The following is a 20,331-nucleotide window of genomic DNA, read 5'->3' on the forward strand; positions in this document are numbered from 1 at the left end:
GTAGGCAGCAATCCGGCGCGTGGGAACCCCCGCCGGCCGTGCGCGGAGGACGGGCACTCCACACCGCCACGGTCCTGGTGGTACCCGCGAACGTCAGTGGTCGAACTGCGTCGCGACGGGTTCCTCCGTGACGGAGGTGATGACAGCCTGGGCGACGTCGCGCAGTTTCAGGTTCCTGGTACTGGAGGCGGAGCGGAGCATCTCCATCGCCCGGTCCTGGGAGCAGCGGCTCTGCCCCATGAGGATCCCGACCGCGATGTCGATGGTCGTCCGGCTTTCCATCGCCGCACGCAGGTCGTGTCCGGCCTCGGAGAGGGTGGCAGCCCGGAGGGCGAGATGCAGGGACTTCGCGGCGTCCTCGGCGAGCTTCTGGGCCGAGGACAGGACGCGGTCGCCGAATACCTCGGCCTCGGCCGCGTACAGGTTGAGGGCGCTCACGGCGGACCCCTCGAGGAGGATGGGAACGGCGAGCACCGTCGAGATGCCGTGCGCCTGCATCGCTTCCCGATAGGGGGAGGGAACGGAAGGATCGGCGACGTGCGGAATGTGCACGGTCTGGCCGGTGCGCGCCGCCGTGAGGCACGGACCTTCCTCGAACCGGTACTGGACCTCGTCGAGTTGCTGGGCCTCCGGCCCGCTGCTGGCGACCGTCGTCGGTTTCCGGTCCCGAATGAGCGTCACGGCCGCGAAAACTTCGACACCGTGCCTGGACAGCAGATCAGCGGCGTAGGTGGAGAGCTGCCGCAGGTACTGACGGATGTCCTCGCTGTCCAGGAGGATGTCCTGGAGTTGTTCGAGGACGGTGCCGGCAGCTTTCGTCTCGGTTTGCCCAGTCACGTTCGAGCCCGCTTTCCAGGAAATAGGTGATGCTTCGGTCGAATGGATCAACTGATCAGCCTAGGGCCGGTCCATGGCTTCGCCGACTTTCATTGATCCTTGATTTCGCTCTCGATCCATGCGGCCCCGTAGCTCACGAGCGCGTTCCTCGCCGTGGTCGGCGGCGCCTCCACTTCTTGTGCGCGTGGCCGTCGGGGTCTACCATCGCCGAACGATAGTAGAACATCATGTTCGATAATCGAACGGCCCCATCACAGCGACGTGAGGAATACCGATGCAGTTCCACCATCACGGGTACGTCTCCGGTGATCCCCGCGTGCAGCCTGCGGCAGGCGTCGGGATCGACCGCCCGCAGGATCTCCCGGACGTGGTCGACGTCCTCATCATCGGGACGGGACCCGCGGGAATGATCACCGCGGCTCAGCTCTCGCAGTTCCCCGGCATCACGACGCGCATCGTCGAACGCCGTCCGGGTCGGCTCGCCATCGGCCAGGCGGACGGCATCCAGGGCCGCAGCGTCGAGACCTTCCAGGCCTTCGGCTTTGCGCAGCGCATCACGGACGAGGCCTACCGGATCGTCGAGATGGCCTTCTGGAAGCCCGACCCCGAGGACTCCTCGCGCATCATCCGCACGGCCCGTCCCGAGGACGATCCGGCGGGCATCAGCGAGTTCCCGCACCTGATCGTCAACCAGGCCCGCGTGCTCGACTACTTCGCCGAGTTCATGAAGAACGCGCCCACCCGGATGGAGCCCGACTACGGCTTCGAGTTCGTCGGTCTGGAGGTCGACGACCACCACGAGTACCCGGTGCAGGTCACGTTCCAGCGGACCGCCGGCGGGGACGAGGGGGCCACCCGCAGGGTGCGGGCGAAGTACGTGGTGGGGGCGGACGGTGCACGCAGCAAGGTACGCGCTGCCATCGGCTGCACGCTCTCCGGGGACCGGGCCAACCACGCCTGGGGTGTGATGGACGCCCTCGCCGTCACCGACTTCCCCGACATCCGGCGCAAGTGCGCCATCCAGTCCGGCGAAGGAGGCAGCATCCTGCTGATCCCGCGCGAGGGTGGTCACCTCTTCCGGATGTACGTGGACCTCGGCGAGACGGGGCCGGACGACGACGGCGCGGTCCGCCGGACGACCCTCGACCAGATCATCGCCAGGGCGAACGCCATCCTGAGCCCTTACACGCTCGACGTGCGCAACGTCGCCTGGCACAGCGTCTACGAGGTGGGGCACCGTCTCACCGACAGGTTCGACGACGTCCTGCCCGAGGACCGCGGAACGCGCACCCCCCGGGTCTTCATCACCGGCGACGCCTGCCATACGCACAGCGCCAAGGCCGGCCAGGGCATGAACGTCTCGATGCAGGACGGATTCAACATCGGCTGGAAACTGGGTCACGTGCTCGAGGGCCGCAGCCCCGAGGAACTGCTCGCGACCTACTCCGCGGAGCGGCAGGTCGTCGCGCAGAACCTCATCGACTTCGACAGGGAGTGGTCCACCCTCATGGCGAAGCGGCCGGAGGAGTTCGCGAGTCCGTCGGAACTCGAGGACTTCTACGTGCGCACCGCGGAGTTCCCCGCGGGCTTCATGACGCAGTACCAGCGCTCCCTGCTGGTTGCCGGCGATGAGCACCAGGGTCTGGCCGTGGGATACCCGATCGGCAAGCGCTTCAAGTCCGCGCCCGTGATCCGGGTGTGCGACGGCGTCCCCCTGCAGCTCGGCCACCATGCCACGGCCGACGGCCGCTGGCGCATCTACGTCTTCGCCGACCAGGCCGGGTCCGGTACTGCATCCGGCGTCGCATCGCTCGCGGACTGGCTGGACTCGGCGGCGGATTCACCGCTGGGGGCGACGCCGGCCGGCCTCGACGGTGATGCCTGGTTCGATCTCAAGGTGGTCTACCAGCAGGACCACACACGGGTCGACATCACCCGCGTACCTGCCCTGTTCACGCCTGCCGTCGGGCCTTTTGGCTTGACCGACTACGAGAAGGTCTACGCCGCGGACCCCGGCTCCGACATCTTCGACGTGCGGGGCGTGGATCGGGGCGGCGTCGTCGTCGTCGTGCGCCCCGACCAGTACGTGGCCCACGTGCTGCCGTTGACCGACACGGCAGGCCTCGCCGCCTTCTTCTCCCCGCTGCTGGGCACCTCGTCCGGGCCCCGCCACCGCCGGGCCTTCGCCTGACATGGGCACCGAGGTGACAGAGCGGACGGCGTCCACAGGGGGTGCGACGCCCCCGGCATCCCAGACGCTCTCCCGCGGCATCCGTGCACTGGAGATCCTCGCCGATGCGCCGGACGGCAGGACGACGGTGCAGGTGGCGGAGGAGCTCGGCGTCCACCGCTCCATCGCCTACCGGATCCTCAGGACGCTCGAGGAGCACTCCCTCGTGATCCGTGATCCGGGTGGGCGCTTCCTCGCCGGGCCCGGACTCGCGAATCTGGCACGGGGAGTCGCTCCGCGCCTGCAGACCGCGGCCCTGCCAGAACTCACCGCGCTCGCGGCCGACCTGCGGATGACGGCCTTCGTCGCCGTCTGGGACCGCAGCCACTGCGTCACGCTGGTCGCCGTCGAGCCACCGCAGGGTGAAGGGGCCATCGTGCAGCGGCCCGGGTCGCGGCACCGGTTCGACGCCGGGGCCCCGGGCATCGCCATCCAGTCGGCGCTGACCGAGGCGGAGTGGAATCAGTTGGTCCCTGGTCAGCCCTACCGTGAGGAATCACGGGCGGCTGCGGTCACCGGATTCGCGGGAAGCCACGACGAAGTCATTCCCGGGGTCAGTTCCATCGCTGCCCCCATCCTGGTCCGGGGGCAGCTGCCCGCCGCGATCGCCGTCGTCTACGTTCGCAGCGACGTTCCCGCCGAGGAGATCGGGCAGCGCGTGGCACGGGCCGCCAGCGCCGTCGGAGCGCTCCTCTGACCCGACGACCCGGCCCACGAGACCATGACGCGCGTCACAAACGGCCGCGTCGCCTATCGTCATTACCTAATGAACGATCGTTCGGTAATGTGTGGGGCACCGACCACCGGCCAAGCTTCCACTGCCGCGCCGGCGCCCCGCGATCACCTGCACCACACACCGGAAGACAAAGGAGTTTTTCATGGCACTGGCACCAGAGCGGCCGCAATCGGGCACCGGCTCCCGCATGAGTTCGCAGGACCGCAGGGTCCTCGCGGGCACGATGGTCGGCACCACGATCGAGTGGTACGACTTCTTCATCTTCGCGCAGGCCGCGGGCATCGTCTTCGCGACCCTCTACTTCGGTCCGCTCGAGGAGGAGAGCACGGGGCTCGCGCCGATCGTGGCCTGGGCCACGATCGGCATCAGCTTCTTCTTCCGACCCCTCGGTGCCGTGATCGCGGGCAGGCTCGGTGACAAGATCGGCCGCAAGGCCATGCTGGTCTTCACGCTCATCCTCATGGGGTCCGCGACGGCCCTGATCGGGCTCCTGCCCACCTACGCGCAGATCGGCGTGTGGGCACCGATCCTCCTGATGCTGCTGCGCGTCCTGCAGGGCTTCTCCGCCGGCGGCGAGTGGGGCGGCGCGGCCCTCATGGCCGTCGAGCACGCTCCCGTCACCAAGCGCGGCTTCTGGGGCGCGTATCCGCAGATCGGCGTGCCCGTCGGCATGATCCTCGCGACCTTCGTCCTGTTCGTGCTGCGCAGCTCGATGTCCCCCGAGGCCTTCCTCGAGTGGGGCTGGCGCATCCCCTTCCTGCTGTCGGTGGTCCTGATCGTCGTGGGCTACTTCATCCGGTCCGCCGTCGCCGAGAGCCCCGTCTTCAAGCGCATGATCGAACGCAAGCGCGAGACGGCGACGCCCCTGCGCAACCTGCTGCAGACCAACAAGAAGCAGGTCATCCTCGCTGCGGTGATCTTCATCGGCAACAACGCCGCCGGCTACCTCGTCATCGCCTTCCTCTCGTCCTACGCCCAGCGCGTCCTCGGGATGCCGGCCGCACCGGTCCTGCTCGCAACGCTCCTGGCGGCGTTCGGCTGGCTGATCTTCACGCTCTACGGCGGCATCCTGTCGGACCGCATCGGACGCGTGCGCACCTTCCAGATCGGCTACGGACTCATCTTCGTCTGGATGATCCCGCTGTTCCTGCTCATCGACACCCGCAACATCTGGGCCTACGGGATCGGCATCTTCGTCCTGACGATCGGCCTCGGTCTGTCCTACGGGCCCATGTCCGCGATGTATGCGGAGATGTTCCCCGCCAACGTCCGGTACTCCGGCATCGGGATCGGCTACGCCCTCGGTGCGATCCTCGGCGGTGCGTTCGCTCCGTTGATCGCGGAAGCTCTCCTGCGGGGGACCCAGTGGTCGGGTTCCATCAGCCTCTACATCATGGGGCTCTGCGTCATCTCCTTCATCGGAGCCACACTCGTGAAGGAAACCAGGGGCGTACCGCTCGAGGCCGGTGAGGAGCCGGCAGTACAGAGTCCGGTCGGCCACACCTGAGCCGCGGTTCGCGTCCACCACTCTCGCACTGCTGAGGAGCACCATGAACACCACCCTGCGGGCCGCGGCGGCCGATCCCTCGACCCTCGACGCCGAGGAGACCTGGTCGCGGGACCAGGTCGAGTCCGTGCAGCTCGAGAGGCTGCAGTGGACGCTGCGGCACGCCTACGAGAACGTGCCCCTCTACCGGCGGAAGTTCGACGACGCCGGAGTGCGCCCGGCGGATCTGCGATCGCTGTCGGATCTGGCGATCTTCCCCTTCACCACCAAGGAAGACCTCCGCAGCACCTATCCGTTCGGCATGTTCGCCGTGCCGCAGGCGCAGGTGGCACGGGTGCATGCGTCGTCGGGCACCACGGGACAGCCGACCGTCGTCGGCTACACGGCCGGGGACCTGGCGCGGTGGGCGTCCCTCGTGGCGCGCTCCCTGCGGGCCTCGGGGGTGCAGGCGGGCTGGAAGGTCCACAACGCATACGGGTACGGACTGTTCACCGGGGGGCTCGGCGCCCACGCGGGCGCCGAGCGCCTCGGCTGCACCGTCATCCCGATCTCGGGTGGGCAGACCGAGCGGCAGGTGCAGCTCATCCGGGACTTCGAGCCTGACGCCATCCTGGCCACGCCCACCTACCTGCTGACCATCCTGGACGCGATGGCCGAGGCGGGGATCGACCCGCGCTCGACGTCGTTGAAGACCGCCGTGCTCGGGGCCGAGCCCTGGACGGAGGGCATGCGGCAGGAGCTCGAGGGGCGCATGGGATTCGACGCCTGCGACATCTACGGCCTGTCGGAGGTCATGGGCCCCGGCGTCGCGGGGGAGTGCGTGGAATCCAAGGACGGCTCGCACGTCTGGGAGGACCATTTCCGCCCGGAGATCATCGACCCCTTCACGGAGACCGTGCTCGGCGACGGCGCCGCCGGTGAGCTCGTCTTCACCTCGCTCACCAAGGAGGCGCTGCCGATCATCCGCTACCGCACGCACGACCTCACGCGCCTGCTGCCGGGCACCGCCCGTCCGGGCATGCGGCGGATGGAGCGCATCACGGGCCGCAGCGACGACATGGTGATCGTCCGCGGGGTGAACCTCTTCCCCACGCAGGTCGAGGAGCTGGCCCTGGCCATCCCTGCGCTCAGCCCGCATTTCCAGCTCGAGCTGACCCGGCCCGAGGGTCAGCGCATGGACCAGCTGACCATCAACATCGAGCTGCGCGACGGCGTCGGTGGCGCGGACGGAGCGGCCGCCGCGCAGGAACTGCAGCACCGCATCAAGACGCACATCGGCTCCACCTGTGCGGTCCGGATCGTCGAGCAGGGTTCGCTGGTCCGCTCCAGCGGAAAACTGCGGCGCATCTACGACCTCCGCCCCCGAGGCTGACGCCGGGGCGGCGTCAGTCGAGGCAGAACTCGTTGCCCTCGACGTCCTGCATGACGAGGCACGCCTCGTCCTCGTCGTCCGCCGGCAGGAGGTGCAGCCGGCGCGCGCCCAGCGCAACCAGCCGGGTGGACTCGGCCTCCAGTGCGGCGACGCGTTCGTCGCCGCGCAGCCCGGTCCCGACGCGCACGTCCAGGTGCACCCGGTTCTTCACCGACTTCGGCTCGGGCACCCGCTGGAAGAAGAGGCGGGGGCCGATTTCGTCGGGGTCCTGGCAGGCCGACATCGAGCCCCGTCGATTCTCGGGCAGGGAGGCGTCGAAGGCGTCCCAGGAGTCGAAACCGGGTGGCACGGGAGGGTCCACGTACCCGAGGGCGGCCTTCCAGAACTCCGAGACGGCGCGCGGATCGGCGCAGTCGAAGGTCACCTGCACCTGCTTCACACGCGTCATGCGCCCAGCCTAGCCCTGTCTACTTCGCGCCGGCCGCGACCGCCACGATCTCCTGCATGTACGGGGCCACGACCTGCTGCGAGACCTTGCAGTCGAGCAGCAGCACGCCGTCGTCGTCGGACGCCAGCCAGTCGGCCACACCGTCGAGGTCCTCGAGAGTCCTGATGCTCGTGCCGGTCGCCCCGAGGGCGGAGGCCAGTGCGGCGAAGTCCACCTCGTCGATCATCATGGGGCCGGAGTGGATGCCGCGCACCGCGTACTGGTGGATCTCCGCGCCGTAGGCCGCGTCGTTGAAGACGACGATGACCGCCCGGCGTGCGGTCCGGATGAACGAGTCGAGGTCGGCGAGGGCCATGAGACCACCGCCGTCACCTGTGCAGAGGACGAGGGTCTGGTCCGGCAACGCCCGCGCGGCGCCGACCGCGCTGGGGAATCCGAGGCCGATGGTCTGGTAGGCCGTTCCCACCATGATCAGGCGGTTCGGTGCCGGGACGCGCAGGTAGCCCGGCGCCCAGCCGATGAAGTGCCCGCCGTCCTGGACGACTGCCCGGTCCTCCGGCAGCAGCCTGTCGAGCACCCGGCAGAGGCTGCGCGGATCGAGCCGGCCGTCGGGGGCCAGTGCGTCGCCGTCGGGCCGCGCAGCGTGCGCATTCCTCGAGTCCACGGCGTCCCGCCAGCGGTCGTGCTGCCGAGCAGGCAGAACGGCGAGGAGCGCCTCGGCGGCGGTCCTCGCGTCCGCACGCACGAAACGGGTGACGACGGGGGAGGTCGACGCGGCGGCGACATCCACCTGGATGACGTGCGCGCCGGCGTGGAAGGCGTGGCCGAACCGGGTGGTGAACTGATTCAGGCCGGCGCCGAGCACGAGGACGACGTCGGCCTGCGCAATGAGGTCCGCTGTGCGGTCCGAGGCCCAGCCGCCGGCGATACCCAGCGCCGCGTCGTCGTCCCCGAAGAGGCCGGCGCCGAGACCCGACGTGGCGAGGAGCGCGCCGGTCCGTTGCGCGAGCCCGCGGGCGGCGTCGCGCGCGCCACTGAGCCAGGCGCCACGTCCGGCGAGGACCAGCGGCCGTTCCGCAGCGGACAGCAGAGCCGCCACCTGCTCGACGTCGTCGGGGGCCGGCTGGTGGAGGGCGGGCGGCGGGGCCTGCACGGGTGCGGCTTCCTCCGCCGCGTCGACGGCCGCGAGATCGTAGGGAATCGCGAGGACCACCGGCTCGCGATGGTGCAGTGCGTGGTCGAAGGCCTGCGCGGTGACCTCGAGCGGGCGTGTGGCCGAGACGGTGAATGTGGTGACGCCCAGTGCTTTCGCCATCTGGACCTGGTCGACGTCCCAGGGGCGGGGGCCGGTGGTCGGCGCGTCCCCGACCACGAGGACGAGGGGGATGCCGGCCTGTGCTGCTTCAGCCAGCGGGGTCAGGGCGTTGGTGAAACCGGCGCCGTAGGTGGTCGTCGCGACGGCCAGCCGGCCGCGGGCCCGATAGTAGGCGTCCGCGGCGGCGACGGCGCCCGCCTCGTGCCGGACTGCGGTGTAGTGGAAGGCTTCCGGTACCGCCATGACGGCGTCGAGGAAGTGGGCATTGCCGTTTCCCATGACACCGAATACCTCGGCGGCGACGGGCTGGAGCGCGGACACGATACGTGCGGAGACGGTAGGCATCGGAGGTCTTTCCGGGATGAACGTCCGGCGGTGGCAGCGGGAGGTTGCACACGGTCACCCCGGAGTCTGGTGGGTGGAGTCCGTATGTGCCTCGGGCTGCACGGCCCTTATTGCCTCTTTTGCAGGCACGACGCGCAGAAGGCGTCCGACGTCGCCACTATAGCGGACCTGTCCGCCGTCGGCCGACCGTCCTCGGCGCACATTTGGTCGTAGTGTTCACGGCCCGGTGGGCGTCTCCGGTGGATAATGCGCAGCAGTCCTCAGTACTGTTTGACCATGGCCACTTCCCTCAGAAACAGCCGCGCCGCCGCGCTTCCCGCCAAGCTCTCCCGATCCTGGCTCCTGGCCTCCGCTGCTTCCGAGGACAACTTCATCCCCGCCCTCACCTCCGAGGCCGACTCCGTGGTGTTCGACATGGAGGACGCCGTCCCCGCGACGGGCAAGGCGGAGGCACGCGAGCGCGTGGTGGAGGCCCTGTCCACCGGTATGACGGCGTGGGTCCGGGTGAACGGCATCGAGACCGACTACTGGGCGGACGACCTCGCAGCCCTGTCCAAGGCGCCGGGCCTCCGCGGAGTCATGCTGGCCATGACGGAGAAGCCGGAGCAGGTCACGCACACGGCCATGCGGTTGCAGGCCGGCACCCCGGTCCTCGCGCTCGTCGAGTCCGCGCTCGGCATCGAGAACGCGACGGCGATCGCGAGCGCTCCCGGCACCTTCCGCCTCGCCTTCGGTGTCGGTGACTTCCGCCGCGACACGGGCGCGTCCGACGACCCGATGGCGCTCGCCTACGCGAGGTCCAAGCTCGTGGTGGCGTCCCGTGTCGGGCAGCTGCCCGGTCCGATCGACGGCCCCACCGTCGGCGCCCTCGGCGACGACCTGCTCGAGGCATGCAAGGTCACCGCGTCCATGGGCATGACCGGGAAGCTGTGCCTGCTGACGGACGCGACCGACACCATCAACCGCGGCCTGTCGCCCAGCGAGTCCGAGATCAACTGGGCGTCGGAGCTCCTGCGCGAGCATGCCGCCGGTGCCGTGGTGGGCGACGGCTCCTACCTGCCGCGCCTGGCACGGGCGCAGAAGATCTCCTCGCTCGCCGATTCGTACGGCCTCTGGAACGCCTAGACCCTCCGCGTCAGAACGCCGCGGACGCGAGGGCCCGCTGCTCGGAGCCGCTGATGCGGGACGTTCCTCCGCACCGGGTGCACCGCTGGAGCCGCGTCCGCCTGAGTGTGAGGAGCGGGATGAAGAACACCGAGAGCTTCGTCTTCCGCTGCACCACCTGCTGGGGGGCGAACTGCCCGCAGTAGCGGCAGGAGGACTGCCCGGTGAACTGGAGCTGCTCGCGCGTGGTGAGGCCGAAGAGGAAGAACATTCCTTCACGGTAGCGAGTCGGGTACGGAGCCGTCGGGGGCCCGCGGGCCATTCGCGGGTCCTTGCGTTTCCGCCTGGGGGGTGCCTCATCCGACGTGCGGCCGAGCGGCGCCTCCCGCCACAGGATGAGCTGGGGCCCTGCGGATCAGCCCCGGGCCCGACGCGAGCACCCGGCCCTCACCGGAAGCATGGAGGCATGACCTCCTTCCAGCACGGCACACCCCCGCCCGCCCCTTCCCACGTTCCCGGCCCCGCCGTCCTCGGCGCACGCGGCCTCACCAAGTCCTACGACGCCACGCGAGCCCTGACCGACCTCAGCCTCAATGTCCATGCCGGCGAATCCGTCGCGGTCATGGGTCCGTCGGGCGGCGGCAAGACGACCCTTCTGCATTGCCTCGCGGGCATCATCACGCCCGACACCGGCCAGGTACTCCTTCAGCTCGACGGCGGCACCACCGACATCGCCCGATTGGACGACCGCGAGCGGTCCGCCCTCCGCCGCTCCACTTTCGGGTTCGTGTTCCAGCAGGGCCTGCTCATCCCCGAGCTCACGGCCCTCGAGAACGTCGCCGTCGCGCTCATGCTGCTGGGGGTCGACCGCTCCAGCGCGGAGCATTCGGCAGCCCAGTGGCTCGCTGCCCTGGGGCTCGCCGGGATGGAGGACCGACGGGTGGGCCAGCTCTCCGGCGGTCAGGCCCAGCGTGTCGCGATCGCCCGCGCCCAGGTCTCCGGCGCGAGTGTCATCTTTGCGGACGAACCCACCGGCGCCCTCGACTCCGGTACGTCCGCCGAGGTCATGGACATCCTGCTCCGTTCGACCACCGGAACGGGCAAGACGCTCGTGGTCGTCACGCACGACGACGACGTCGCCCGGCGGTGCGCACGCACTGTCCGCCTCCGCGACGGGCGCATCGTCAGCGATTCGCTGTCCCCAGCCGCAGGAGCCGTGGCGTGAGCGCGGCCCCGGCCCTGCCGACGTCGCCCCCTGGTCGCGGTACGGCCTCACCGCGACCCCACCGGATCCCCGTCGGTGTTCCCCTCCGCCTCGCGTGGATGCTCGCGAGACCATCGGCCACCGGCCTGTCCGCCTCCGCGCTGCCCGTCACGGCCTTCGCGCTCGTCACCGCACTCCTGCTCACCGTCGTCGCCGGCGGACTCTCCTTCTTCCAGTGGCAGGACGAAACCGGGCAGCTCTACCTCGCACTCGCCGCCATCGCGACGGCCCTGCTCGTCGTACCGCTCCTGACCCTCGGCGGTTCTGCGGCGCGGCTCTCGGCCCGACGGCGGGACGAACGCCTCGCGACCCTGCGGCTGCTCGGCGCACCGGCCTCGACCGTCGCCGTCATGACGGTTGCCGAATCGATGATGCTCGCCGCTGCGGGGGTGCTCGCGGGAATCATCGGTCACCTCCTGCTCCTGCCCCTCGTGCAGCTCATCCCCTTCCGCGGTGAGCCCCTCGGCAGCGCGGTGTGGATGGGGCCCGGGCCGCTCGTACTGGTGGCCCTCGGCGTCGTGGCGCTCGCTGCTGGGAGCTCGGTCCTCGGCCTGCGGCGGATCGTGATCTCGCCACTGGGTGTCAGAACACGGCAGCAGGCCCCCCGGCTCCACTGGCTGAGGGCCGTCGTGGCCCTGGGTGTCATCGCCCTCGTGGCCGTTGTCATGGGGAATGTCGGCGGTGCACAGGATTTCGCGACCGTCGTCGTGGTGCTCGGTGTGGGTTTCGGGGGCGCGCTCGGTGTACTGAACCTGGTCGGTCCGTGGATCATCGGGGTACTCGCGCGGCGTCAGGTCCGGTCGGCGCGGACCCCGGAACGGCTCCTCGCTGGACGCCAGATCCTCGACTCACCGAAAGCCGCCTGGCGCCAGGTCAGCGGCGTGGCCATGACGTGCTTCATGGCGGTCTTCGGTGGAACGGGAGCGGCTTTGATGAACTCGGCCGGCCCGCTCGGGGGCAGCGAACGCTACCTCGGCGACGACGTCCGCACGGGTGTCCTGATCACGATCGTCGCGTCGTTCCTGATGGTCGCCTGCTCCGCGGGCATCACCCAGGCCTCGCTCCTGCTCGACCGTCGGGATCTCTACGTCAGCCTCGACCGGCTCGGGATGCCCGTGGAGACCATGAACGCCGCACGGACGAGGGCCGTCCTGTTCCCGCTGCTCGTGGTGTCGATCGGCAGTGCGCTGACGGCCGTCGTCGTCGCTCTTCCGCTCGCCGGCCTGGCTCTGATCTTCGCCCCGCTGTCCGTGGCCGTGATCATCGGGTGCCTCGCCGGAGGGATCGGCCTGGTGGTCGTCGGGCTTCGCGCCACCCGACCGGTCCTCACCCACATCCTCCGGAATCCCTCCGCGGCTCTGTAGGTGCATCCCGTTGCCCGCGCCGGGCAGGGGCGGGTGTCAGGGTCGGCGGTAGCGGTTGATCATGGGGCAGTCGAACGGGTCGCGGGCGGCGAGTCCTACCCGGTTGAGGTAGGAGATGACGGCGCCGTAGGAGGCGGCGACTCCTACTTCGGTGTAGGGGACGCGCAGGCGCTCGCAGTGCTCGCGGACGATCACGGCTGCGCGGCGCAGGTGCGGGCGCGGCATGTCGGGGAAGAGGTGGTGCTCGATCTGGAAGTTCAGTCCGCCGAAGGCGTTGTTCACGAACGAGCCGCCGCGGATGTTGCGTGAGGTGAGGACCTGCTTCTGGAAGAAGTCGAGCGTGCTGTCCCTGGGTACCACGGGCATGCCCTTGTGGTTCGGGGCGAAGCTTGCACCCATGTAGATGCCGAACACGGCCAGCTGGACCCCGAGGAACGCGAAGGCCATGCCGACGGGCAGGAACCAGAACAGGACGCCGAGGTAGGCGCCGAAGCGTGCCCCGAGGAGCGCGAGTTCCACCCAGCGGCCCTTGATGGTGCGGCGGGCGAAGAGCGTGCTGATCGATCGGGCGTGGAGGTTGATGCCCTCCATGGTGAGCAGCGGGAAGAAGAGGTAGCCCTGGCGGCGTGTGATCCAGGCCTGGATGCCCGTGGCTTTCGCGGCGTCCTCCTCGAGGAAGGAGATGGTGTCCACCTCGATGTCCGGGTCCTTACCCTTGGTGTTGGGGTCGTTGTGGTGGCGGGTGTGCTTGTCCATCCACCAGGCGTAGCTGATTCCGACGACGCCGGCGGCGAGGATGCGGCCGGACCAGTCGTTGGCCCCGCGGGTCTTGAAGATCTGGCGGTGGGAGGCCTCGTGGGCGAGGAACGCCACCTGGGTCAGGACCACGCCGAGGACCGCCGCGATGAGGAGCTGGAACCACGTGTCCCCGAGGAGGGCGAAGCCCGTCCACGCCGCTCCCATGGCCAGGGCCAGCAGCGCGAACACGGAGACGTAGAAACGGCGTCGGCGGGTCAGCAGGCCCTCCTTGCGGACCTGCTTCAGCAGGACCGAGTAGGAGGCGACGACGTCGTTCGGCTTCGAGATGCGAACGGTGCGCGGTGCGGCAGTAATGCTCAATGGGGGTCCTGGAGGCTCGCGGTCGGCTTCCCAGCCCGGGATGGGGTGCTAACCCGCAGATGCCCCCATTCTACGGGAGCACACTGGAGAGTAGCTGTGCGGGATGGGCGGCAGCTCAGGATGCCGGTTCCGCGGCGTCGTAGTGGCCCGGCCAATCCCTGAAGGGGATGCGGGTGATGTCCCGGATGGTGCCCGCCGTCCCCCATTCGTTGCGTCCGAGCCGGGAGAGGGGTTTCAGCGCGTCGATCGCCGGGAGGTCGCCGTCGAGCATCTCCTCCGAGACCACCGCGTGGATCACCTCGCCGAAGACGAGCGTGCAGTTCCCCATGTCCTGCAGGAGATGCAGCCGGCACTCGAGGGCCACGGGTGACTCGAGCACCCGCGGTGGACCCACCGTGGCACTCGGCTCGCGGGTGAGACCCGCGGCGTCGAATTCGCTGACGTCCGGCGGGAAGTCCGTCCCGGTCGCGTTGACCGCCTCGAAGAGGTCCTCCGGGGTGAAGTTGACCACGAACTCGCCCGTCGCCTCAATGTTGCGGACCGAGTCCTTGCGGCCCACCGAGGTGAACTGGACGATCGGCGGGTTGACCGAGGCGATGGTGAAGAACGAGTGCGGCGCCAGGTTGTCGACGCCGTCCGCCGAGGTCGAGGACACCCAGGCGATGGGTCGCGGGACCACCACGGAGGTCAGGAACGAGTAGAAGGCACGGCTCGACGTCGGATCGGGGCTCACATTCCTGCGCATCTCGTCCAGCCTAGCCTTCGCCGGACAGCAGGTCGCGAAGGCCGAGCGGTTGCCGGCCGGTGAGGCGTTCGACGTCGTCCGACATTCTGTCCATCTCGCCGCGGGCGATCGCCGTGTAGGTGCTGATCCAGGCCTCGACCTGCCAGTCGGGCGCGCCGTGCTCCGCTCGGGAGGCCACGGCCTCCTCATGGGTCTGGTTCTCGAATCGCACGGTGTGCGGCGTGAGCTCGGAGAGGGTGGCTGCCGCCTCCGCCAGGGTGAAGGCCTCGGGTCCCGTGAGATCGTGCGCCTTGCCGGCGTGCTCGCCGGGTGCGCGCAGCACGGCAGCCCCGGCCCGGACGACATCGGCCTGCGCGACGGCGGAGAGCCTCCCCGTGCCGGCGGGACCGCGGATGACGCCGTTCTCGGCGAGGCCCGGCACGGCGTCGAGATACAGGTTGTCGCGGAGGAACGTCCAGGCCATCCCGGAGCTGCGGAGGTGCTCCTCGGTGTGCCAGTGATCGCGCCCGAGGAGGAAGGCGGCGTCCGGTGCGGCGCCGAGGAAGGAGGTGTACACGACGTGCTGCACGCCCGCCTCGGCTGCTGCATCGATGAATGCACGGTGCGTGGCGACGCGATCGGCTTCCTCGGCGGCCGACACCATCAGCAGGATGTCCACACCCTCCAGTGCCTTCACAGAGGCGCCGACATCCGCGTACGTGGTGCGGCGGACCTCGGCCCCGGGCAGGGGCCGCGCCCGCTCGGGTGCGCGTACCGGCAGCACCAGCGGCACGCCTTCCCCCGCGAGGATGCGGGCGACGCCGCCGCCGACCGTTCCGGTGTATCCCGTGACCGCGATGCGCTGTTCCATACCCGTCCCAGCCATGGACGGACCGGGATAATTCCCGTGGACCGGGTGGCGCCGGGCGCAGGCTGCCCGGCCCCGTGCGCCCGTTAGACTGGCCGCACTATGGAACACATGCGCCGGCTCCGCACCCCGATCGTCTGGCTCGTCGTCGCGGCGATGGTACTGAGCATCGGCGCGGGCTTCTTCTCCGTCGTCTTCTGATCGTTCCGTCCACGCTTCCCCTCCCGACCCGCGTCCCGGGTTGTCCGCTCTCGCCTCCTGGCCCTAGGGTGGTAAGCAGGCTTAGCTTTCCCGAGCCCGTCCTTCCCGGTGGCGCTGCGCCCCGGGACACGCATTCTGTACAGGGAGAACACCTATGACCTCCGACAGCACGACAGGATCGACCGACCAGTACACCTTCCAGAACCCCGTGTCGAGGTTCGAGAGCATCTCGCCCCCAGCCGAGCAGACGCCCGAGCCCGGCCTCGAGGCGGATCTGAGCATCAAGGCAGACCGCGGGGAGACCTCCTACCGCGGCACCGGACGACTCGTGGGCCGCAAGGCGCTCATCACGGGCTCCGACTCCGGGATCGGTGCGGCCGTCGCCATCGCCTACGCGCGCGAGGGGGCCGACGTCGCCCTGTCCTACCTCCCCGAGGAGGAAGAGGACGCGCAGGTGGTCAAGGGCATCATCGAGGCGGAGGGCCGCACCGCCGTCTGCATCCCCGGTGACCTCAAGGACCCGGACTACTGCACCTCGCTGGTGCAGCAGGCCGTCGACGGCCTCGGTGGCCTCGACATCCTCGTGAACAACGCAGGCAAGCAGGTGGCGGTCGAGTCCCTCGAGGAGCTGTCCGACGAACAGCTCGACCACACGTTCAAGACCAACATCTACTCGTTCTTCCGCGTGACCAAGGAAGCTCTCAAGCATCTCCAGCCCGGATCGGCGATCATCAACTCGACCTCCATCCAGGCGTACGAGCCCTCGCCCACGCTCGTGGACTATGCGAGCACCAAGGCTGCGATCAACAACTTCACCAAGGGGCTCGCGCAGCAGCTGGCGCCCAAGGGCATCCGCGTCAACGCGGTGGCTCCCGGCCCCATCTGGACGCCGCTGCAGCCCTCGGGCGGCCAGCCCGCGGAGGCGCTGCCCGAGTTCGGCAAGTCCACCCCGCTGGGCCGTGCCGGCCAGCCGACCGAGTTGGCGCCTGCCTATGTGTTCCTGGCGTCCTCCGAGGCGAGCTACGTGATCGGGGAGACCCTGAACGTCAACGGCGGGATGCCCACGCCCTGACGCCGGTCCCCCCGTGGACAGAGAACAGCCCCGGGCTCCATGGAGTCCGGGGCTGTTCTGTGGTGCGGAACAGGTGGAGAACCGTTGCGGACCGGCGAGGCCTACGCGGCGTCCTCGAGGGCATCGAAGTCGGCGCGGTCGATGCGGCGGTGGTAGCGCATGCCCGCGAGCCCTCCGAGGATCGCGCCGATGAGGGCGATACCGGCAACCACGAGAAGGCCGATGAGGCCGGGCCCCGTCAGATCCTGCGTCGGGGTGACGCCGAGGTCCTGGAAGCGATCGGTCACGGCGGCCTGGTTGCCTACGATGAAGCCGATGACGGTGAGGACCACCGCGACGATCACGGCCCACAGCCAGACGGCCACTCCCTGCTTGATCCCGCTGAAGCGCGCCATGCGACCGGCCACATAGCCGCCGGCGTAGTACGAGAGGAGCAGGACGACGCCGAGGATGACGGCCGCGGTGATGCCGGTGGACTGCGCGCTCGCCGAGCCGCTGGTCAGATCCTCCGACGAGAGATCAGCTCCCAGGCCCAGGATCGCGGCCACGGCGCCGACCAGAGCGGAGAGCAGCACGAACAGTCCCGTGGCCGTCAGCCAGCCGAAGAAGGCCGAGCCGAACTTCATGCCGCCGAAGTGCTCCTTCTCCCGCTGGTGCAGGAGCTTGCGGTCCGCCAGACTCGGGACGCCGGACCCTACGGCACCTGCCGTTCCGCCGGCTGCCCGGGGGAGGGGGTGGTCGCGTTCCTCGCCTGCACGGCCCGTCGCCTGCGACTTCGTGGCCGTGACGGGTGCCACGGTGGCGTGCTCCCGTGTGCGCGGCTCATTGTGCTCCGCCGCGTCACTGAGGGGTGCCGGCACGGGCGTGGGCTGGGTCCGGTCCCGGTCGGGCGTGGGCAGCGCCGTCGTGCGGGCGTCGTCCTCACGCGGGCTGTCCGAATACATCCCCGGCACATAGTCCCCGCCGTCGTCGTCCTCCGCCGAGTACCCGCCGGGCACGTACTCCCCGCCGCCGGTGCTGGATGCACCCGATCCGGAGGATCTCGTGTCCATCGCCTCGGTCGGATGATCGGAGGCACCTGCGCGCCCGTAAGTGTCGCCCGTCGCATCGTCGCGGCGGACGCCGTCCGTCCCGTTGCCTGATTCCTCGTTCGGGCGGTTGCCCGCTGCTGGTGTACTCACTGGTCCTCCTGATCTCAGGGCCCGCAGGCTCGCTAAGGTGGCTTAGTATTGCCCCCAGTATTCCACGACACGGCGTCGGAGCCCCGCGGGCCGCCGCGTCGTGGGACCGCGCCGCGTCGCCGGACCGCGCCGTGTCGATGGATGCAAGACTTGGGGCATGGATCTCGAGGTCATCATGACGGTGGTGTGCGGTGCGCTCATCGCAGTCGGTATCGCAGGGGTGGTGGTGCCGATCCTCCCGGGGAGCATCCTCATCATCGTGGCCTTGCTCGCCTGGGCGCTCACGGTCGCCAGCGTCGAGGGGTGGGTGGTCTTCGCAATCGGTACCGTCCTTGCCGGAGCGGGGCTCGCTGCGGGCCTGGTGCTCACCGGCAGAAGCCTCCGGCAGCGCAGGATCCCCGGGCGGTCCGTCACCATCGGCGTGGTACTCGGCATCGTCGGGATGTTCGTCATCCCGGTGGTGGGGCTCGTCGTCGGTTTCGTCGTCGGACTCTTCGCCAGCGAGTTGGCCCGCCAGCGCGATGCCCGCGCGGCGCTCACCTCGAGCCTCCACGCACTGAAGGCCACGGGCCTCGGGATTCTCGCCGAGCTGGCGCTCGCCTGCCTGGCCGGTACCACCTGGGTGATCGGGGTCTGGGTCTACTTCGCGACCGTCTGAGCGCGCGCCCCCGGTGTGCCGGGCCTCAGGCCTTCCCCGAGAGGGACAGTGCGGCGACGATCAGCGCGAGGTGGCTGAGCCCCTGCGGCAGATTGCCCATGAAGGAATCGTCCGACGGGTCCACCATCTCGGACATGATGCCGACGTCGTTCGCGAGCGGCAGGAGCTCCTCCATGAGATCCACCGCCTCGTCCCGGCGTCCGACGGCGACGAGCGCGGACACCGCCCAGTAGGCGCAGGCCACGAAGGTGGCTTCCTCCTCCTGCATGCCGCTGTAGCGGTAGAGCAGCGGGCCTGCACCGAGCTCCTCCCTCAGGGCGTCGATCGTCGCGGACATGCGGGGGCCGGTGTCGAAGCCGCTCATGGCGTGGAGCAGGATCGAGGCGTCGAGCTCCGTGGAGCCCGGGTACCAGACATAGCTCTGCCGTTCCTCCGACCAGCCGTGCTCCTCCACCCAGTCGCGGATGCGGTCGCGCTCGGCGGCCCAGCGTTCCACCGGGCCCTGCAGCTGTCCGCGCTCCGAGAGCAGGACGGCGCACCGCAGGGCGTTCCAGCAACCGAGCTTCGAGCTGACGTAGTGGCGCTCCTCGGGCAGCTCCCACATCCCGGCGTCACGCCGATGCCAGATGTCGCAGGTCAGGTCGGCGAGATCGGCGAGTTGCCGCGTGGTGGAGGGGTCCAGCACGTGGCCGGCCTGCACGTACTGCCAGACGATGTCGAAGACATCCCCGAAAACGCCGAGTTGCAGCTGCCCCGCGGCCGGATTGCCGTCGACCACCGGACCGATGTTCCGCCACCCGGTGAGGTCCGGACGGCGCGTGGCGTCCGGGATGTCACCGTTCAGCCGGGTGAACACCTCGAGATCCGAGCGCTGGGCCCGGAGGTTCTTCAGCAACCACGACACCGCGGCGTGCACCTCCTCCCGGAGACCCACGCGCGTGAGTGCGTGCAGTGTGTAGGCGGTGTCCCGCACCCAGGCGTAGCGGTAGTCCCAGTTCTTGCCACCCATGGCGCTCTCGGGCAGCGATGTGGTCGCGGCGGCGGCGATCGACCCGGATGGGCTGTGCAGCAGCAGCTTCAGTGTCAGGGCGCTGCGCAGGACGGCGTGACGGTACTCGCCGTCGTAGGCGAAGTCGTCGGACCAGGCCTGCCAGTTGGTGATGGTCCTGTCCACGCCGTCGTCGATGGTCTGCGGGTCCGGGAGGGGAAGGGGTTCGTCATGCGTCGAGACGACCGCCACGAGGTGGCGGGACCCTTCCGAGGTGGTGAAGGCTCCCTCCACACTCCGCCCGGTCGATACCTTCAGGCCGTGGTCGATCCCCCGGATACCGAGGCCGACGGCGTCGACCCGGAGGACCGGACCGTCCGTGCCGCCGTCGAGCCATGGTGATGCGGTGCCGAAGCAGGAGCCGGGAGCCACCGACCACGCCATGTCCACCGTGCCGGTGAGACCGTCGATGCGCCGGGCCAACTCACCCCAGGGCAGCCGTCCGGCCACGCCGGTGTTCAGCGAATCGGTGATCCGGACCGAGCCCGTTGCCGTGGTGTAGGTGGTTTCCAGGACATTCGAGCCGTCCGCGTACCGGCGCTCGACCGAGTACTCGGCGGTAGGTGCCAGTGCGATGAAACCCTCGTCGGGATCGAGCAGGCGGGCGAAGGACGGGGTCGAGTCAAGGTCCGGTGTGGGGTACCAGTCGATGGACCCGTCGAGTGCCACGAGAGCGACCGTCCGGCCGTCGCCGATGGCTGCGTACGAACGCAGATCGACGAATCCGGCCTCGTCACGGAGTGCGATGATCGAGTCCTTTCCGTGGCCGGTGTGGCGCCGGACGGCTACCTGCCGTGCTTGCCGTTGTAGCGGGTCTTGTTGGCGCGGGGCGCCTCGCCACCACGGCGCCTGTTCAGCACGCGCGAGACGATGACGGGCACGAGCATCCAGAGAAGTCTTCTCAGCAGCATGACGGGTTCCTTCGGGTCGGGGAGCGG

General features: G+C 69.5%; 19 protein-coding genes. 9 read left to right on the forward strand and 10 right to left on the reverse strand.

Translation table 11 applies throughout. The features are described 5' to 3' along the window. Nucleotides 1-93 precede the first annotated feature (93 nt). A complete protein-coding gene (locus FJV46_RS06705) occupies nucleotides 94-837 on the reverse strand; it encodes a GAF and ANTAR domain-containing protein (protein WP_158250144.1) in 744 nt (247 codons plus the stop codon). Between the two features lie 274 nt (nucleotides 838-1,111). On the opposite strand from FJV46_RS06705, the gene FJV46_RS06710 reads away from it, so the two are divergent. The 4 genes from FJV46_RS06710 (at nucleotide 1,112) to paaK (ending at nucleotide 6,682) form a co-directional block, all read left to right on the forward strand. Continuing rightward, a complete protein-coding gene (locus tag FJV46_RS06710) occupies nucleotides 1,112-3,028 on the forward strand; it encodes an FAD-binding monooxygenase (RefSeq protein ID WP_087028747.1) in 1,917 nt (638 codons plus the stop codon). A gap of 1 nt (nucleotide 3,029) precedes the next feature. Beyond that, on the forward strand, nucleotides 3,030-3,764 hold the full coding sequence (locus tag FJV46_RS06715; RefSeq protein ID WP_087028746.1) for an IclR family transcriptional regulator: 735 nt from the start codon (nucleotides 3,030-3,032) through the stop codon (nucleotides 3,762-3,764). Between the two features lie 181 nt (nucleotides 3,765-3,945). Then, nucleotides 3,946-5,310 carry an MFS transporter gene (locus FJV46_RS06720; RefSeq protein ID WP_087028744.1) on the forward strand — a complete coding sequence of 455 codons (1,365 nt, stop codon included), beginning with the start codon at nucleotides 3,946-3,948 and terminating at the stop codon, nucleotides 5,308-5,310. 43 nt (nucleotides 5,311-5,353) lie between these two features. After that, nucleotides 5,354-6,682, forward strand: coding sequence for a phenylacetate--CoA ligase PaaK (gene paaK, locus FJV46_RS06725; protein ID WP_087028743.1), 1,329 nt, complete (start codon nucleotides 5,354-5,356; stop codon nucleotides 6,680-6,682). A gap of 13 nt (nucleotides 6,683-6,695) precedes the next feature. Here paaK and FJV46_RS06730 read toward each other — a convergent pair whose 3' ends face one another. Together FJV46_RS06730 and FJV46_RS06735 are read right to left on the reverse strand one after the other, a co-directional pair. Beyond that, nucleotides 6,696-7,130, reverse strand: a complete 435-nt coding sequence (locus FJV46_RS06730) for a VOC family protein (RefSeq protein ID WP_087028741.1) — start codon at nucleotides 7,128-7,130, stop codon at nucleotides 6,696-6,698. 19 nt (nucleotides 7,131-7,149) lie between these two features. After that, nucleotides 7,150-8,790 carry a thiamine pyrophosphate-binding protein gene (locus tag FJV46_RS06735; protein ID WP_087028739.1) on the reverse strand — a complete coding sequence of 547 codons (1,641 nt, stop codon included), beginning with the start codon at nucleotides 8,788-8,790 and terminating at the stop codon, nucleotides 7,150-7,152. A 276-nt stretch (nucleotides 8,791-9,066) separates the two neighbouring features. On the opposite strand from FJV46_RS06735, the gene FJV46_RS06740 reads away from it, so the two are divergent. After that, nucleotides 9,067-9,915, forward strand: a complete 849-nt coding sequence (locus tag FJV46_RS06740; RefSeq protein ID WP_087028737.1) for an HpcH/HpaI aldolase/citrate lyase family protein — start codon at nucleotides 9,067-9,069, stop codon at nucleotides 9,913-9,915. 10 nt (nucleotides 9,916-9,925) lie between these two features. Here FJV46_RS06740 and FJV46_RS06745 read toward each other — a convergent pair whose 3' ends face one another. Further along, nucleotides 9,926-10,165 carry a zinc-ribbon domain-containing protein gene (locus tag FJV46_RS06745; protein ID WP_087028736.1) on the reverse strand — a complete coding sequence of 80 codons (240 nt, stop codon included), beginning with the start codon at nucleotides 10,163-10,165 and terminating at the stop codon, nucleotides 9,926-9,928. Between the two features lie 195 nt (nucleotides 10,166-10,360). On the opposite strand from FJV46_RS06745, the gene FJV46_RS06750 reads away from it, so the two are divergent. After that, nucleotides 10,361-11,119, forward strand: coding sequence for an ABC transporter ATP-binding protein (locus FJV46_RS06750; protein WP_087028734.1), 759 nt, complete (start codon nucleotides 10,361-10,363; stop codon nucleotides 11,117-11,119). Continuing rightward, a complete protein-coding gene (locus FJV46_RS06755) occupies nucleotides 11,116-12,522 on the forward strand; it encodes an FtsX-like permease family protein (RefSeq protein ID WP_232008516.1) in 1,407 nt (468 codons plus the stop codon). Before FJV46_RS06750 ends, FJV46_RS06755 begins: the two co-directional genes overlap by 4 nt. A gap of 36 nt (nucleotides 12,523-12,558) precedes the next feature. Here the strand turns inward: FJV46_RS06755 and FJV46_RS06760 are convergent, their stop codons facing one another. From FJV46_RS06760 to FJV46_RS06770, 3 genes are all read right to left on the reverse strand, one after another. After that, entirely contained in the window at nucleotides 12,559-13,641 is a 1,083-nt protein-coding gene (locus FJV46_RS06760) for a fatty acid desaturase family protein (protein ID WP_126130651.1), read from the reverse strand. A gap of 115 nt (nucleotides 13,642-13,756) precedes the next feature. Further along, on the reverse strand, nucleotides 13,757-14,374 hold the full coding sequence (locus FJV46_RS06765) for a flavin reductase family protein (protein WP_331852769.1): 618 nt from the start codon (nucleotides 14,372-14,374) through the stop codon (nucleotides 13,757-13,759). 22 nt (nucleotides 14,375-14,396) lie between these two features. Next, a complete protein-coding gene (locus FJV46_RS06770; protein ID WP_087025530.1) occupies nucleotides 14,397-15,236 on the reverse strand; it encodes an SDR family oxidoreductase in 840 nt (279 codons plus the stop codon). A 352-nt stretch (nucleotides 15,237-15,588) separates the two neighbouring features. Between FJV46_RS06770 and FJV46_RS06775 the strand changes: the two genes are divergently transcribed. After that, nucleotides 15,589-16,506 carry an SDR family oxidoreductase gene (locus tag FJV46_RS06775; RefSeq protein WP_087025534.1) on the forward strand — a complete coding sequence of 306 codons (918 nt, stop codon included), beginning with the start codon at nucleotides 15,589-15,591 and terminating at the stop codon, nucleotides 16,504-16,506. A 101-nt stretch (nucleotides 16,507-16,607) separates the two neighbouring features. On the opposite strand, the gene FJV46_RS06780 is transcribed toward FJV46_RS06775, so the two are convergent. Next, nucleotides 16,608-17,687, reverse strand: a complete 1,080-nt coding sequence (locus FJV46_RS06780; protein WP_087025537.1) for a YrzE family protein — start codon at nucleotides 17,685-17,687, stop codon at nucleotides 16,608-16,610. Nucleotides 17,688-17,844: 157 nt separating this feature from the next. On the opposite strand from FJV46_RS06780, the gene FJV46_RS06785 reads away from it, so the two are divergent. Further along, a complete protein-coding gene (locus tag FJV46_RS06785) occupies nucleotides 17,845-18,345 on the forward strand; it encodes a DUF456 domain-containing protein (protein WP_087025539.1) in 501 nt (166 codons plus the stop codon). Between the two features lie 25 nt (nucleotides 18,346-18,370). Here FJV46_RS06785 and FJV46_RS06790 read toward each other — a convergent pair whose 3' ends face one another. Further along, nucleotides 18,371-20,143, reverse strand: a complete 1,773-nt coding sequence (locus FJV46_RS06790) for a glycoside hydrolase family 15 protein (protein ID WP_087025542.1) — start codon at nucleotides 20,141-20,143, stop codon at nucleotides 18,371-18,373. 35 nt (nucleotides 20,144-20,178) lie between these two features. Beyond that, nucleotides 20,179-20,304 (reverse strand): hypothetical protein, encoded by a 126-nt coding sequence (locus tag FJV46_RS15690; RefSeq protein WP_256940799.1) that lies wholly within the window; start codon nucleotides 20,302-20,304, stop codon nucleotides 20,179-20,181. Between the last annotated feature and the right edge of the window lie 27 nt (nucleotides 20,305-20,331).

Origin of the sequence: Arthrobacter agilis, from assembly GCF_006494655.1 — a bacterium.
GTDB lineage: Bacteria > Actinomycetota > Actinomycetes > Actinomycetales > Micrococcaceae > Arthrobacter_D > Arthrobacter_D agilis.